15 protein-coding genes are annotated in these 14236 nt (G+C 64.7%); 5 read left to right on the top strand and 10 right to left on the bottom strand.

The annotated features are described in order from the left end of the window. Window positions 1–11: 11 nt before the first annotated feature. Both QXZ85_RS26970 and QXZ85_RS26965 read right to left on the bottom strand, forming a co-directional pair. The gene (locus QXZ85_RS26970; RefSeq protein WP_315701254.1) at window positions 12–1169 is read right to left on the bottom strand and encodes a hypothetical protein; all 1158 of its coding nucleotides are present in this window, start codon (window positions 1167–1169) and stop codon (window positions 12–14) included. A 47-nt stretch (window positions 1170–1216) separates the two neighbouring features. After that, complete coding sequence (locus QXZ85_RS26965) at window positions 1217–1474, bottom strand: hypothetical protein (protein ID WP_315701255.1); 258 nt, start codon at window positions 1472–1474, stop codon at window positions 1217–1219. Between the two features lie 170 nt (window positions 1475–1644). On the opposite strand from QXZ85_RS26965, the gene QXZ85_RS26960 reads away from it, so the two are divergent. The 5 genes from QXZ85_RS26960 to QXZ85_RS26940 all read left to right on the top strand — a co-directional run bounded on the left by QXZ85_RS26960 (window position 1645) and on the right by QXZ85_RS26940 (window position 4524). Then, window positions 1645–2049: a DUF350 domain-containing protein gene (locus tag QXZ85_RS26960; RefSeq protein ID WP_316168359.1), complete on the top strand. Its 405-nt coding sequence runs from the start codon at window positions 1645–1647 to the stop codon at window positions 2047–2049. A gap of 2 nt (window positions 2050–2051) precedes the next feature. Continuing rightward, window positions 2052–2441, top strand: coding sequence for a hypothetical protein (locus tag QXZ85_RS26955; RefSeq protein WP_315701256.1), 390 nt, complete (start codon window positions 2052–2054; stop codon window positions 2439–2441). A 153-nt stretch (window positions 2442–2594) separates the two neighbouring features. After that, window positions 2595–2846, top strand: coding sequence for a hypothetical protein (locus QXZ85_RS26950; protein WP_315701257.1), 252 nt, complete (start codon window positions 2595–2597; stop codon window positions 2844–2846). An 8-nt stretch (window positions 2847–2854) separates the two neighbouring features. Continuing rightward, on the top strand, window positions 2855–4012 hold the full coding sequence (locus tag QXZ85_RS26945; RefSeq protein ID WP_315701258.1) for a glutathionylspermidine synthase family protein: 1158 nt from the start codon (window positions 2855–2857) through the stop codon (window positions 4010–4012). A 131-nt stretch (window positions 4013–4143) separates the two neighbouring features. Continuing rightward, window positions 4144–4524 carry a hypothetical protein gene (locus tag QXZ85_RS26940; RefSeq protein WP_315701259.1) on the top strand — a complete coding sequence of 127 codons (381 nt, stop codon included), beginning with the start codon at window positions 4144–4146 and terminating at the stop codon, window positions 4522–4524. 16 nt (window positions 4525–4540) lie between these two features. Here the strand turns inward: QXZ85_RS26940 and QXZ85_RS26935 are convergent, their stop codons facing one another. The 8 genes from QXZ85_RS26935 to QXZ85_RS26900 form a co-directional block, all read right to left on the bottom strand. Further along, window positions 4541–6031 (bottom strand): HWE histidine kinase domain-containing protein, encoded by a 1491-nt coding sequence (locus tag QXZ85_RS26935; RefSeq protein ID WP_316175192.1) that lies wholly within the window; start codon window positions 6029–6031, stop codon window positions 4541–4543. Window positions 6032–6041: 10 nt separating this feature from the next. Next, on the bottom strand, window positions 6042–6338 hold the full coding sequence (locus QXZ85_RS26930) for a circadian clock KaiB family protein (RefSeq protein WP_315701261.1): 297 nt from the start codon (window positions 6336–6338) through the stop codon (window positions 6042–6044). After that, the gene (kaiC, locus tag QXZ85_RS26925; protein ID WP_315730258.1) at window positions 6335–8089 is read right to left on the bottom strand and encodes a circadian clock protein KaiC; all 1755 of its coding nucleotides are present in this window, start codon (window positions 8087–8089) and stop codon (window positions 6335–6337) included. The genes QXZ85_RS26930 and kaiC overlap by 4 nt, the downstream gene beginning before the upstream one ends. A gap of 157 nt (window positions 8090–8246) precedes the next feature. Next, entirely contained in the window at window positions 8247–9119 is an 873-nt protein-coding gene (locus QXZ85_RS26920) for a protein-glutamate O-methyltransferase CheR (protein ID WP_315730259.1), read from the bottom strand. After that, window positions 9116–10309 (bottom strand): chemotaxis response regulator protein-glutamate methylesterase, encoded by a 1194-nt coding sequence (locus QXZ85_RS26915; protein ID WP_315701263.1) that lies wholly within the window; start codon window positions 10307–10309, stop codon window positions 9116–9118. Before QXZ85_RS26915 ends, QXZ85_RS26920 begins: the two co-directional genes overlap by 4 nt. Before the next feature lie 86 nt (window positions 10310–10395). Further along, complete coding sequence (locus QXZ85_RS26910; protein WP_315701264.1) at window positions 10396–10761, bottom strand: response regulator; 366 nt, start codon at window positions 10759–10761, stop codon at window positions 10396–10398. Between the two features lie 158 nt (window positions 10762–10919). Next, on the bottom strand, window positions 10920–11390 hold the full coding sequence (locus QXZ85_RS26905) for a chemotaxis protein CheW (RefSeq protein ID WP_315732722.1): 471 nt from the start codon (window positions 11388–11390) through the stop codon (window positions 10920–10922). Between the two features lie 28 nt (window positions 11391–11418). Next, a complete protein-coding gene (locus tag QXZ85_RS26900; protein ID WP_316190343.1) occupies window positions 11419–14163 on the bottom strand; it encodes a hybrid sensor histidine kinase/response regulator in 2745 nt (914 codons plus the stop codon). Between the last annotated feature and the right edge of the window lie 73 nt (window positions 14164–14236).

Here is a 14236-nt window from a genome sequence, read left to right as displayed (position 1 = left end):
CGCCCCCGGAATCACTTACCCGCGCAATTGGACTGCGGCACCGGCGACTGGGTATCGTCGATCGCGCAGAACGGAATCGACCAGACGAAGTCGGCGGACGTTGCGGTGCGCGTGAGGCCCGGCTTGCCCTCGAAGATCGGCGGCTGCGAGTTGAAGCTCCAATACCAGTTCGGCAGCAGCGCGCCGAGCGGACCGATCGGACCATTCGGACTGAACGACAGGAAGCCGGCCTGCGAGGTCGCCTGCCCGTTCTTGTTCCACGCCGCGCGGCCATGGCATGTCATGCATGACGCGGTCGCCACGAAGCCGTCCTCCGTGACCGAGTTGCCGACGCGGATATCGAGGCCGACATTGTCGACGAAATCGGCCTGCGAGCCCTTCAGGCAGTAGTTCTCGTAGACCGGATCGATATCCGCGGCCTTGAGCAGCGCAGCGAGAGCCGGCGTCTTGACGCAATCCGGATAGCCCTGCCCCGCCGTGCGATTGGAGGGCACGACCGCCTGCTGCGCGCCGAATGCGTCCCGGCAGCCGAGGATGTCGCAGCGCGCGGGATTGGATTTCTGCTCGAACGTGGCCCAGGTCCAATTCGGCACCAGCTTGCTGATCACGTGCATCGCCACCAGCGCATACTGCACGCCACCGGCGCTGTTGACGTGATAGAGCTGCGGCACCTGCGCGATCGTGACACGGTTGTTGGTGAACGCCGGAATGGCGCTGACCGGTACCCAATTGGCCTTCACCTCGACCGCGTCGACGGGAAATGACAGATTCTTGCCGAACGCCGCCTTCAGCCCGGACACCTTGTACAGATCGTTCTGGACGATGAAGTCAAACGTCGCCTTGTTGCGCCGGGTTTCCTCGGTCACACCGTCCGAGATGCCCGGCGGCAATGCGGGCAACAGGCCGCCAGCCGCCTGCACACCGTCCCGCGCGACCTGCGGCAGCACCGGCCGCCGCAACGACGGGGGCGTCGGCGCGGTGGGGAATTGCGGAGTCGGCTGGAACGTGTCGGTGTCGCTGGCCCAGGTTTCGAATACCGAGTTGCTGCCGCCAGCCCGGCTATTGACCTGGATGAAGAGCTGCCATGCTACCTGGTCCGGCGCATTCAGGGCGGGGTTCGACGCCGACTGGGCCTGGGCCGAACCAGCCGCAACGGCGCTCAGTCCCAAAGCAAATGTCCCTGCTATCAAATATCTCACGGGTGCAATCCCTTCGTCTAAGGCTGGAATCCGTCCAGCATCCAATTCGAATAAATGGACAGTGCGGCCTGCGGCCACCGGTGACCCGGTGGCATGAAGCCGGACGACAGCGCCGCGTAGACGCGACGTGCATTGGCGTGATCCTGGAAATCCTCGTTTGCCGAGACGTCGCACATCCATTGCGCGTCGCCGAGATGAACGCCTTTCGCGTTCATGCAGTCGATGTCGACGTCCCGAAACAGCGGCAGAACGTCCTTGTTGAACCCGGTCGCCATCGGTCACCCCCTCGTCCGAATGTCACCTGAGGTTGCGTTTCCCTCCATGAACTGGTTCACAATCTGCTCAGGAATTCGCAGCCGATGCTTCTGCTTGTTTACGAAACGGCATCGAACCGCAGCGCAGGATGCGGCGACCAACCCCTGACGACGTCATTCGGCCGACCCTCATGATCCTGCAATCGCTCGCCGGGCTGCCGGCATTCCTCGTGTACTTCGGCACCGCGATCATTGCGGTCACGGCGTACCTGTTCGTCTACACGCGCGTCACGCCGCACAACGAATTCCAGCTGATCCGCGACAATGATCCGGCGGCGGCGGTCGCGCTCGGTCTGAGCCTGCTCGGCTTCACCCTGCCCCTGGTCAGCGCGATCGCCCATTCGGCCAATGTGTTGGACTGCCTGATCTGGGCGCTGATCGCCCTGATCGTCCAGGTCATCGTCTATTATCTCGTCAGGATTCCGGTGCCGAACCTGTCGCAGCGGATCGCAGCCGGTGAGCTTGCGCCCGCGATCTGGCTCGGTCTCGCCTCGCTCTCGGCCGGTGCGCTCAACGCCGCATCGATGATCACCTGATCATGACCGAGCATCGCACCGAGTTCGGCAAGCGCAGGCCGCGTCGGTCGCAGGTCTCTGCGCCGCCCGCCAAACGTTCCGGTCATGTCGCATTGCTGCTGATGGGCACGCTTGCGGTCGGCGGCAGCGCTTATGCGCTGATGCCGAGCGAGCGGACCTGTGATCCTCAGCCAAACATACCGAGGCAAGCCGATGATGTCAGGACTGATTGCACGCGACGATCCGGCGGCGGCAGCGGCGGGTCCGGACACGCCTCGCACTACAGCTTCTTCGACAGTGATAGCGACGGTCACCGAAGCACGGCGCCAACGGCTGACGCTGCGTCGAGCCATGTCACGCGCGGCGGCTTCGGCTCCTTTGCGCATGCATTCGGCTTTTCCGGTGGCGGCTGAGATTTTGTCGCGCGATCGCCGTGAAATCTCCGCGATTATGTGGTGAATCGAGCATGGATCTTTGACACAGACTACAAAATCATAACAAAAGACTCTTCTGACTCTTTGGGATCTCCCTCTTTTGGGATCTGACTCTTTGGGATCAAGCCAGCGATGAAACGGTCGCGCCGGGTGGTGCTGACGATGATGGGGACTGCGGCGGTTGGCGCCGTCTCCATGGGCTTCACACCTGCGCGGCGCTGCGGCCCCGGGCTCGAAGCGGTGCCCGGGCCGGATGGGATGCTTTATTGTCGCGCGGTCCATGGCGGCTTCGGCGGCGCCATGCATCGCTTCCATGGTCATGGTCATGGCGGTTATGGGCATGGCCATGGCGCGCATGGTCACGGCGGTCACGCCGGCGGCTAGATGATCATATGCGGCGCATCGCCTGTCCGGAACGTAACGACTGGCAAGACACCGCCGTGCAATGTGGATTTGACTTCCACACGATCGACGGCGAACGCTACTGGGACGAGCGCGCCTACTACGCGTTCACACTCGAGGAGATCGAGCGCGACATCGAGACTCCGACGGCCGAGATCGAGGAGATGTGCCTCGAAGCTATCGGCCGCATTCTCGAAGACGAACGCCTGCTGCGCCGGCTGAAAATCCCGCAAGCCTTCTGGCCGCTGCTCGCCGAAAGCTGGCAGCGCGACGACAAGAGTCTCTATGGCCGGCTGGATCTCAGCTATGGCAGTCGCGGTGCGGCGAAGCTGCTCGAATACAATGCGGACACCCCGACCTCGATCTTCGAGGCGGCGGTGTTCCAATGGACCTGGCTCGAACAGGCGATCGAGCGGCGGATCATCCCGCCGCGGGCCGACCAGTATAATTCGATCCACGAACGACTGATCGCACGCTGGCAAGAACTTGGCGGCAGCCATCATCTGCATCTGACCGGCCTCACCGGCGATAGCGAGGATGCCGGGACGCTTACCTATCTTGCCGACACCGCAAGCCAAGCCGGGCTCGCGACCACGGTCCTCGACATCGAAGACATCGGCTGGCGCGAGGGCGGCGGCTTCGTCGATCTCGACGGCACTGCGATCGGGCTGGTGTTCAAGCTCTATCCCTGGGAATGGATGTTTCAGGATACATTCGGCGCGCGGCTCGAGCAGGCTGCGACGCGCTGGGTCGAGCCGCCGTGGAAAGCGATCCTGTCCAACAAGGGAATCCTGCCGCTGCTCTGGGAGATGTTCGAAGGGCATCCCAATCTTCTGCCGGCCTTTTTCGAGGACGATCCGAAGGCGGCCGGCATCGGCCCCAGCTTCGTCCGCAAGCCGTTGTTTTCCCGCGAGGGCGCCAATGTCAGCCTGGTCTCCGACGGGGTCGCGGTGAGCGCGCAGGATGGCCCCTATGGGGCCGAAGGGTTCATCCGCCAGGCCCTCGCGCCGCTGCCGGATTTCGGCGGCGTGTTCCCGGTGGTCGGCAGCTGGCTGGTGGCGCATGAGCCCTGCGGAGTGTCGATCCGGGAAGACGCGACCCCGATCACCGGCAACAGCTCCCGTTTCCTGCCGCATGCGATCATTTGAGGGCGACGCATCGTCGCGCCTCATTCCGGCATAGCCGCCGGAAAACACCTCGACTCCGCTCCGGGGAGCGCTAGAAAGGCAGGCGCGAACCTGACCGCGACCGAGTTTCGGCAACTAGCCCCCGTATCCCCATGGCGACGACAAATTCCTCCCTGGCCGGACTGCGCATCCTGGTTGCCGAGGACGAGGGGCTGATCGCGCTCGAACTCGAGACGATCCTGCAGAGCTTTGGCTGCGAGGTGGTCGGCCCGGTGTCGCGGGTATCAGAGGTGCTGGAGGAGGCCGAACGCGGCGGGCTCGACGGCGCGCTGCTGGACGTCAACTTGCGCGGCGAACAGATCTTCGCGGTCCTGCCGCGCCTGATCGAGCAGAGGCTCAAGCTGGTCATCACCTCGGGCTACGACGACGCCACGCTGTATCCGCCTGCATTCCGCTCGCTGCCGCGCCTCGCAAAGCCGTTCGGCGAGAAGGCGCTGCGGCGGATCTGCGAGGAGACCTTTTCCAGGAGCTAGCTTTGGAAAGAGCTGATTAGTCGGACTGCACGGCCGAAGCCGGCAGCTCCTGCGGCGAGGTCTCGGCGCTGAGGGCAAAGCCGAGTACACAGCAAAGACCTTCCGGCGCGAAATCAAAGATGGCCTCGCCATCCAGGTCAAACCGCACCACGCGGTCGATCAGCTTGGTGCCAAAGCCGCGCGCGCCGCGACGCTCGACCGGCGGTCCGCCGCGCTCCAGCCAAGTCAATTCGAGCCTGTGGCGGTCGTCGAGCAGGCGCCAGGAGATCGCGACCTTTCCGAACGACTTGGACAGCGCACCATATTTCGAAGCATTGGTGGCAAGCTCGTGCAAAACCATCGAGAGCGGAAGCACCAGACGCGCCCCGAGCAGCACGGAGGCGCCGTCCGTCGTCAGCCGCCCCTCGCTGAGGCCGTAGGGCGCGAGCACGGTCCCCAGCAATTCATTGAGGCCGATGCCGATCCAACGCGTCTGGGTGAGGATGTCGTGGGCGATCGAGACGGCCTGGATACGGCCGGAGAACGCCTTGTTGAAGGCCGGCAGGGATGGCGCGGTGCGCAAGGTCTGGCCGGCCACCGACTGAACGATCGCCAGGATGTTCTTGACGCGATGATTGAGCTCGGCGACGAGCACTGTCTGTTGCTCTTCGGCCCGCTTGCGCTCGGTGATGTCGGTCAAGGTGACGATCGAGCCCACCACATCCTTGGTCTCGTTCACCAGCGGCCCTGCGCTGAGCAGGAACGAACGCCCTGCCAGCCCCTCCTTGCGCAATTTCACTTCGAGCCCATGAAACGGCTTGGTCGCCAGCGCATGATCGAGACTCTCGCGCGAGAAGCGCGCCAACGCGCCCTGATGCCGTGCGCTCAGCGCGTCGAGCGGAAACGCCTCCGAGAACGGCTGCCCGACCGGCGAGCTGCCTGCGAGCTGCTCCGCAACGCCGCTCGCATGGGTGATGCGCCCGTCCAGCGCCAGAACCACGATCGCATCGGTGGCCTGCTCCAGGATCGATCGCGCGAAGCGCTCGGCGCTCGCGACCTCCTCGGCGCGGCGATGGATCGACAGATCGGTCAAGGTGACGAGCGTCGCGACGACGCCCCCCATGACCATCTGCCGCATCCACACCGAGACCGGCAGGCAATCGCCGCCGGCGCGCTTGAGCTGGGCTTCGCTTGCCGTGTCGCCCGCGCTCTGCTCCGGCACGGTACCTGCAAACAGCGAGGCAAAGCTTCGGCCCACCAGCTGGGCCGCGTTCTGCGCCGTCAGCGAGCAGAGCCTGGAATTGACATAGACGATGCTGCCGGTGCCATCGAGCGTCAACGCGCCATCGCTCATGCGCTCGACCAGGATGTGATAGGGAGCATCCGCCCCCTGCAGCATCAGGACTTGCGGACCTTCCGGACCTTGCACCACCACGGCATCGACCTTGCCGCGGTGGATCGCCTCGACGGTCTCTTCCGCCTCGTTGCGCGGCCGGTCTGCCTGCGTTGTCGTGGTCGGCGAGATCACGCCCGCTCCATCAACTCGGTGCGATATCGAGACCGACCAGCACCTTCTCGGCATTCGAGAGGTCACCGATGATCCGCTTCAACGGCTCCGGCAGCTGCCGGATCAGGGTCGGGATCGCCACGATCTGGTCGCGCTGCGCCAGCGCCGGATCCCTCATCAGGTCGATCACCTCGATCGTGTAGCGCCCCGGCAGATGGGTCTCACATAGCTTTTTCAGGTTGGCGATCGCCGCAACCGATTTGGGAGTCTGTCCCGCCACGTAAAGGCGGAGATTGTAGCCGTCATTTTCGGTCATTGCGGCCGTCACTTCCTGGATGTCCTGGTATCGGAAGGCCGGCTGGCCCCACGGTTGGATGTGCGGCTGATCACCATCGCGGCCCGGTCAGCGGAGAGCTGACCCTCCCGCGCGTGGACGTCGCGATTCAAGTACGAAATTTCGCTCTCTTCGCTCGCGAGCTGAGCCTTGAGCGCCTCGATCTGCAAGCTGATCTCGTGGCGGCGACGTTCCACCTCCCGGGCGCGGCGCTCGATCTCCTGTTCGCGCAGCCGACGATCGGCGCGATCCTTGGCCTCCTGGACCAGCCGCGCCGAGCCGGTCAGCACCCCCTCCGGCCCGACATAGACCTCCCGCAAGCGAATGCCGTCGGAGGTCATCAGAAACTCCCGCACCTGGTTGGAATGCGCCATGCCACGCGACTTCAACAAATAGAGCTGGCGGTTGTGCTCACCATTGCTTTCGCGATTGTAGAGCAGGAGCCAGGTGTCCGTCAGCGAGGAGATCTGCATTTCGGTGGTCGCACTGTCCGCAGCCCCGCCGCCCAGATTGGTCAACACCGCTGTGATGGCGCGCGACTTGAGGAAATCGATCAGCCGCAGGGTCATCGAATGCACATCGCCTGCCACCCCAGCCCCCATCAACGCCGAGATCGGATCGACCACCACGGCGGCGGGATCAAACTCCTTGACCTCGCGATGCATGGCGGCGAGGTGCGTCTCCAGCCCGTAGAGGTTCGGCCGGCGCGCCGAGAAGCGCAGCAAGCCGCGATCGACCCATCTCTGGAGATCGAGGCCGACGGAGCGCATGTTGCGCACGATCTGCTGGGGCGATTCCTCCAGCGCGAAATAGATGCAGCGCTGACCGGAGCCGCAGATCGAGTCGGCGAAATGCGCGGCTACCGTCGACTTGCCAGAGCCGGCCATGCCTGAAATCAGGATGCTGGAGCCCTTGTAATAGCCCTTGCTCTCCAGCATCGCGTCAAGATCGGGAATTCCGGTGGAAACGCGCTCGGTGGACGCGTCATGCGCCAGGCCTGACGAGGTGATCGGCATCACCGTCACGCCATCCTGGTCGATGATGAAGGGGTATTCGTTAGTACCGTGGGCGGTGCCGCGATATTTTACTACGCGCAACCGACGGGTCGACAATTGGTCGTGAACCCGGTTGTCGAGCAGGATCACGCAATCGGCGACATATTCCTCAAGCCCGTAGCGCGTCAGCGTGCCGTCACCGCGCTCGCCGGTGATGATGGCGGTCACGCCCTTGGACTTCAGCCACTCGAACAGGCGGCGCAGCTCGGAGCGCAACACGGCCTGGTTGTCCAGGCCGCCGAACAGCGTCTCGATCGTGTCGATGATGACACGCTTGGCCCCGATCGCGTCGATCGCAAAACCGATGCGGATGAACAGGCCTTCGAGATCGTATTCGCCGGCCTCCTCGACCTCGTTGCGGTCGAGATGAATGTGGTCGACGGCGATCTTCTTGTCGCCGATGAGCTTCTCGATGTCGTAGCTGAGCGAGCCGACATTCTTGATCAGGTCTTCGGGGTGCTCCTCGAACGCGATGAAGACGCCGGGTTCGCCGAATTGAACCGCGCCGTTATACAGGAAGGTCATCGCAAACAGCGTCTTGCCGCAGCCGGCGGCGCCGCACAGCAGAGTTGGCCGCCCCTTGGGCAGCCCCCCGAAGGTGACCTCGTCCAGCCCGTCGATGCCCGTCGGGGACTTTGCGATGACGGGAAGCTCCCCCGCCACGATCTTGGGACGCAGACCCGCCTTCATTCAGCCCCCTGCATCGATGCGCGGTCTACCCCGGACATAACCGGCGCCAACGCGCAGCAAGAGGCAAAGTTCCCGGCCCTCGCGATTCATTCTGCGACGAATGCGAGTGGACGGCGAGGCAAGGACGAACGCGGCGGTCCGAACCCGGGCGGAGAAATCAGCGCGCGGCCACCACCTTCAGCCCCGGCGGCAGGGTTGCAGACCCCGGTCGCGCGCCGCGCGCCGGATTGAGCTGGTAGAGGCCGCGCCGCTCCTGGCTCGGCCGGAAGATATCGGTGATCCCGACCACGGACTCCGCCGCACCGAGGATCAGCGTGCCGTCGGGCTCGAGCACCTTGGCGAGGCGCTCGAAGATCCGAGCCTTGGTCTCCTGATCGAAATAGATCAGCACGTTGCGGCAGAAGATGATGTCGAACTTGCCGAGATGGGAGAAGTCCTGCAGCAGATTGAGCTGCCGGTGCTGGACCATGCCGCGGATGTCGGCGCTGAGCTGCCAGAACTCGCCGAGCTGGGTGAAGTATTTCACCAGCAGCTGGATCGGCAGGCCGCGCTGCACCTCGAACTGGCTGTACAGGCCCGCCTTGGACTTCTCCAGCACCTCCTGCGACAGATCGGTGGCCACGATCTCGATGCGCCAGCCCGACAGCGCCGGTCCATATTCACGCAGGCACATCGCGATCGAATAGGGCTCCTGGCCGGTCGAGCTTGCCGCCGACCAGATGCGGATCGAGCGCCGCGCGGCGCGCGACTTGATCAGCCCGGGCAGGATCGTGTCGCGCAGATGATCGTATGGAATCTTGTCGCGGAAGAAGAACGTCTCGTTGGTGGTCATCGCCTCGACCACCTCGGTGGTCAGTGTTTCCGAACCGTTTCGCATCTTCTGCACGAGTTCGGATATCCCGGCAAAGCCGGTGCGGCGAGCCACGGGCAGCAGACGGCTCTCGACCAGATACTGCTTGTCGGACGACAGGTCGAGCCCGGAACGTTCCTTCAGGAGCTTACGCAAATACTCATAGTCCAGAGGCGTCACGAACGGTCTCCTGCGAACAATCGGACCAGCTTCGGTGCGATCTGATTCAAGGGAAGGATGGCGGCACAGATGCCGGCATTGGCAGCTGCACCCGGCATGCCCCAGACGACGCTGGTGGCCTCGTCCTGTGCGATCACGCTGCCGCCGGCCGCGACGATGTCCTTGCCGCCGCGCATGCCGTCGGAGCCCATGCCGGTCAGGATGACGGCGAGCGTGGTGCCCTGCCAGATGTCGATCGCGGAGGTGAACAGCGGATCGACGGCCGGCTTGCAGAAATTGACCGGCGGCCCGTTATCGAGCGCGATCACGACATCGGCACCGTGGCGCGCGACACGCATGTGGCGCCCGCCCGGAGCCAGATAGATCTGGCCTGCCTTGATCGTTTCGCCGTCGATCGCTTCATGCGCCGGTCGCCGGCTTGCGCGCGCCAGATGCTCGGCCAGAATGGTGGTGAAGGTCGGCGGCATGTGCTGGGTGATCAGGACCGGGACACGATCGATCACCGGGCCGAGGTCCGTCACCAGCGACATCAGCGCCTGCGGCCCGCCCGTGGAGGAGCCGATCAGCAGCACACGCGGCGTCTGCGAGCTGAAGGGACGGCGTGCCAGCGCCATCGGCGCGGCAGGCATCGCGTGCGAGGACACGGGCGCGATGAGCGGACGCACGGTGGCCGGCCTGTGCTCCGGCAGCGGCACCAGCGTCGGCGCATGCAGCGGCGCTCCATGTCCGGCGCGGCGCGCCTTGCCGCCCAAGGTGCGGATCTTCTGAATCAGATCGTGGTGGAAGGTGTCGGCGGCGTCCGGCTGACGCGTGCTTTCCGGCTTCGGGATGTAATCGGCGGCGCCCAGCGACAGCGCCTTGAAGCTGATCTCCGCGTTGCGGCGCGTCAGCGTCGAGGCCATGATCACGGCGAGGTTGCGCTTCTTGGCCAGCATTCGCGGCAATGCCGCGATGCCGTCGAGCTCCGGCATTTCGATATCGAGCACGGCAACATCGGGATTGGCGCGATCGAGCTGGTTGACCGCTTCAAGTCCTGTCCTGAGCGAGGCGACCACGACCATGTCCGGCTCGGACCCGATCCAACGGGAGATCATTCCGCGGATCACGACGGAATCGTCGACGACCATCACCCGCAGCGGCTCCTGGCTGCTCGAGCCCGGGATCGAGGAACTTGCTAACGCGACGCTCATTGTTCACCAAACAGGCCAGGGCCGAACCGGAACGACGACGCCGAACGCAATACTGAACGGCGTCTGTTCGTCCCGGAGGAAACGCTTCAGATCAATCCAACTTCCATGAATTTGGCCGTCACGATGTCCTTGTCGAACGGCTTCATGATGTATTCGTTGGCGCCCGCATGCAGTGCGCGGGCGATGTGAGCGACGTCGTTCTCCGTGGTGCAGAACACCACTTTCGGCGCGTCGCCTCCGGGCATGCGCCTGAGGGCGCCGAGAAACTCGTAGCCGTCCATCACCGGCATGTTCCAGTCGAGCAGGACGGCGTCGGGCAGGCCGCGCTTGCAGATCTCCAGCGCCTGCTCGCCGTCCTCGGCCTCCAGGATCTGGAAATCCAACCCTTCCAGGATACGTCGCGCAACCTTTCGAATGACGCTCGAATCGTCGACTACAAGGCATGTTCTCATGTCAGCCCCTCAGGTTTTTCCGACCCAATACTCTCGTGCATATCGCCTCGTCATCGAGGGCCTGGTGCTACCAGCAACTGTGAATCTAGCGCGGCTTTGAATCGAAGTTCCGATCGAGAATACGCAGAGGAATCGATCGGCGCTCCGAATGCGCCGCACTAGGCAGCCATCTTGTCTTGTGCGAGCTCGAGCACGCGATCGACATCGAGGATGACCATGAGCTGGCCGTCGAGGCGATGAACGCCGCCAGCGAGCTTGGCCATGCGCGGATCGAGATTGACCGGGTTCTCCTCGCGGCCGTCCTCGGGCAGCCGCAGCACCTCGCCGATCTGGTCGATCAGGAGGCCATAGGACTCGCCGCGCAGGTCGACGCCGACCGCCATCGGCGGCTTGCCGTCGTCGGCCTTGGCAAGGCCGAGCCGCGCGCGCATGTCGATCACGGTGACGATGCGGCCGCGCAGGTTCAGGACGCCCGCGATCTCCACCGAGGACAGCGGCACCCGCGTCAGCCGTTCCGGCATGAACACGTCCTGCACCCGCGAGATCGGCAATCCGAACAGCTGGCCGCCGATCACGGCGGTGACATATTCGGCAACCGCGCCGTCGCTGGTTTCGGTCTTGATGCTCATCTTAACGCTACTCCTGAAACGGCTGCGGTTAGGCGGCCTGCTTGGCGGCTTCGGCGCGGGCCTGCTCTTCGACCTGTTCCTTCAGCGCCGCGATCAGCCCCGGACGGTCGAACTTGGCGATGTAGTCGTAGAACCCGGCCTGGCGGCCGCGCTCGATCGCCGCCGGCGACACCAGCGAGGACACCGCGATCACAGGCAGATGGTGCAGGTGCTGATCGGCGCGGATGGTCTCGGCGAACTCGAAGCCGTTCATCTCCGGCATCTCGATGTCGGTCACGACGATGTTGTAGCTCTGGCCCGAGCGCAGCGCCGCCAGCCCCTCGATCGCCGAGCTTGCGGTGCGCACCTTGTAGCCCGCCGACTTCAGCACCGGCGCCAGCATGTTGCGGAAGAACGGCGAGTCGTCGACCAAGAGCACCGACTGCGTCTGCGCCTCGGTCGCCATCTCCTTGCGGATGAACCAGTCGGCGAACGCCATCGGCAGGAAGTGGCCGACGTCGATCACTTCGGTGGCCTGGCCCTTGATCACCGCGGAGCCGAGAATGCCGTCGCGGGAGCCGGAGACCTGGATGTGGAGGCGCTCCTCGACGATGTCGATGATCTCGTCGACCACGAGGCCCATGGCGCGGGTCTCGTCGGCGAACACCAGGATCGGCTGCGAGCCCGAGGTCTGGACCGAGACGCCCTCCATCTGCACCAGCGGCATCAGCTGATCGCGGTACTGCACCATGTAGCGGCCGTTACTGATCTCGATCTTGTCGGCCGCGATCTCTTCCAGGCGCGTGACCAGCGCCAGCGGCACCGCCTTGGGCTGCGCCGTGCCGGCGCGGAACACCAACAGCGAGGTGAGCTGCTCGCCGGTGGTGGCGTGATGCAGCGCATGCTCGTCGGCGACGCCTTGCGAGGCCGAGCCGGCGGCGCCGAGCGCTTTCGCAATGCCGTTCGGATCGATGATCATGATCACGGCGCCGTCGCCGAGGATGGTGTTGCCGGAGAACATGTCGATGTGGCGCAGCTTGGTCGACATCGGCTTGACCACGATCTCCTCGGTGTGGAACACGCCGTCGACCACGATGCCGAAGGTCTGGCTGCCGACCTGGGTCACCACGATGAAGCCGTTCTCCGGATCCGAGGACGAGCCGTCGTCGATCCGCAGCAGCTTCTTCAGGTGCATCAAGGGCAGCAGCTTGTTGCGCAGGCGCAAGACCGCGGTGTCCTTGATGCGCTCGATGCGGTGCTCGGAATTGGCGCGCGCCCGCACCAGTTCGACCACCGCCAATTGCGGGATCGCGAAACGGTCGCCGCCGGCCTCGACGATCAGCGCCGAGACGATCGCGAGCGTCAGCGGGATCTTGATGGTGACCGAGGTGCCCTCGCCGGCCACCGACTTGATGTCGATGGTGCCGCCGATCTGGTCGATATTGGTGCGCACCACGTCCATGCCGACGCCGCGGCCCGACACCGAGGTGATGGCGGCGGCGGTCGAGAAGCCCGGCTCGAAGATGAATTTGTGGATCTGGGCTTCCGTCATCTTCTCGAGCTCGGCCTCGCTGACGAGGCCGTTGCCGAGCGCCTTGGCCTTGATCCGCTCGGTGTTGAGCCCGCGGCCATTGTCGGCGATGCAGATGATGATGTGGCCGCCTTCATGATAGGCGGAGAGGCGGATCGTGCCCTGCTCCGGCTTGCCCGCGGCGGCACGCTCGGCGGTGGTCTCCAGGCCATGGTCGGCGGAGTTGCGCACCATGTGGGTGAGCGGATCCTTGATCAGGTCGAGCACCTGGCGGTCGAGCTCGGTGTCGGCGCCGTGCATCTCGAGCTCGATCTGCTTGCCGAGCTCGGTGGCGAGGTCGCGCACGATGCGCGGCAGCTTCTGCCAGGCATTGCCGATCGGCTGCATGCGCGTCTTCATGACGCCTTCCTGCAGCTCGGCGGTGACGTTGGACAGCCGCTGCAGCGGCACCTTGAACTCGGTGTCCTCGTTGCGGCGGGCGATCTCGAGCAATTGGTTGCGGGTCAGGACCAGCTCGGAGACCATCGTCATCAGATGTTCGAGCGTGTCGACATTGACGCGGATCGACTGGTTGGCGACCTTGTCGCTCTCCTGAACCTCGGTTTCGGCGGCGGCCTTGCTGAGCCGCGAGGGCTTGGCGTCCTTCTTCGGCTCGGCCTTGGCGGCCTCGGTCTTGCCGGCGGGTGCCGGGGCGGCGGGCTTCGCCTGCTCATGCGCGGCCGGCACTTCGATCGCGGTCTCGCGGAAGGCGCGCTCCAATTCGTCGAGCGAGACTTCGCCCGGACGCAGCGGCCGCTCCAAGGTCTGATCGATCAGCGTGCCCTTCGCAACCGCCGGTTCGGGTGCCGCCGCCTCGGCTGGCGCTCCGCCCGCCGCCATGGCCGCCATGCCGCGCTCGACCATCGCCTCGAGCTCATCGATGAGGTCGCGATCGGCGCCTTCGGGCTCGGCCTCGGTCGCCTCGAGCTGTCCCAGAATGTCCTTGATCCGGTCGATCGTGGTCAGGATCAAGGTCACGGCCTCGCCGGTCACCGGCATGCCGTCGCGGAACTTGCCCATCAAGGTCTCGGCGGCGTGCGCCAGCGCTTCCAGCCGCGGCAGGCCGAGGAAGCCGCAGGTCCCCTTGATCGTGTGCACCAAACGGAAAATGTTATCCAGGATCTTGGCGTTGTTCGGCTCCTGCTCGAACCGCACCAGCTGATTGTCGACAGTGTCCAGGCTTTCGCTGGTCTCCGTCAAAAACTCACGCAACAGATCATCCATGAAACCAGGCCTTCGCACGCAGCGGCACGCGACATGACGCGCCTTCAAACCGTGGCCAGTTTCGATGCAAACC

Origin of the sequence: Bradyrhizobium sp. SZCCHNGR1005, from assembly GCF_032489995.1 — a bacterium.
Classification (GTDB): Bacteria; Pseudomonadota; Alphaproteobacteria; order Rhizobiales; family Xanthobacteraceae; genus Bradyrhizobium.
This window is presented reverse-complemented; position numbering and strand designations above follow the sequence as displayed.

Coding starts and splice junctions, on each gene's coding strand:
- QXZ85_RS26945 (WP_315701258.1), top strand. CDS start 2,855: ATGCGGCGCATCGCCTGTCCGGAACGTAACGACTGGCAAGACACCGCC.
- kaiC (WP_315730258.1), bottom strand. CDS start 8,089: ATGAAGGCGGGTCTGCGTCCCAAGATCGTGGCGGGGGAGCTTCCCGTC.
- QXZ85_RS26940 (WP_315701259.1), top strand. CDS start 4,144: ATGGCGACGACAAATTCCTCCCTGGCCGGACTGCGCATCCTGGTTGCC.
- QXZ85_RS26910 (WP_315701264.1), bottom strand. CDS start 10,761: ATGAGAACATGCCTTGTAGTCGACGATTCGAGCGTCATTCGAAAGGTT.
- QXZ85_RS26905 (WP_315732722.1), bottom strand. CDS start 11,390: ATGAGCATCAAGACCGAAACCAGCGACGGCGCGGTTGCCGAATATGTC.
- QXZ85_RS26900 (WP_316190343.1), bottom strand. CDS start 14,163: ATGGATGATCTGTTGCGTGAGTTTTTGACGGAGACCAGCGAAAGCCTG.
- QXZ85_RS26965 (WP_315701255.1), bottom strand. CDS start 1,474: ATGGCGACCGGGTTCAACAAGGACGTTCTGCCGCTGTTTCGGGACGTC.
- QXZ85_RS26955 (WP_315701256.1), top strand. CDS start 2,052: ATGACCGAGCATCGCACCGAGTTCGGCAAGCGCAGGCCGCGTCGGTCG.
- QXZ85_RS26960 (WP_316168359.1), top strand. CDS start 1,645: ATGATCCTGCAATCGCTCGCCGGGCTGCCGGCATTCCTCGTGTACTTC.
- QXZ85_RS26915 (WP_315701263.1), bottom strand. CDS start 10,309: ATGAGCGTCGCGTTAGCAAGTTCCTCGATCCCGGGCTCGAGCAGCCAG.
- QXZ85_RS26950 (WP_315701257.1), top strand. CDS start 2,595: ATGAAACGGTCGCGCCGGGTGGTGCTGACGATGATGGGGACTGCGGCG.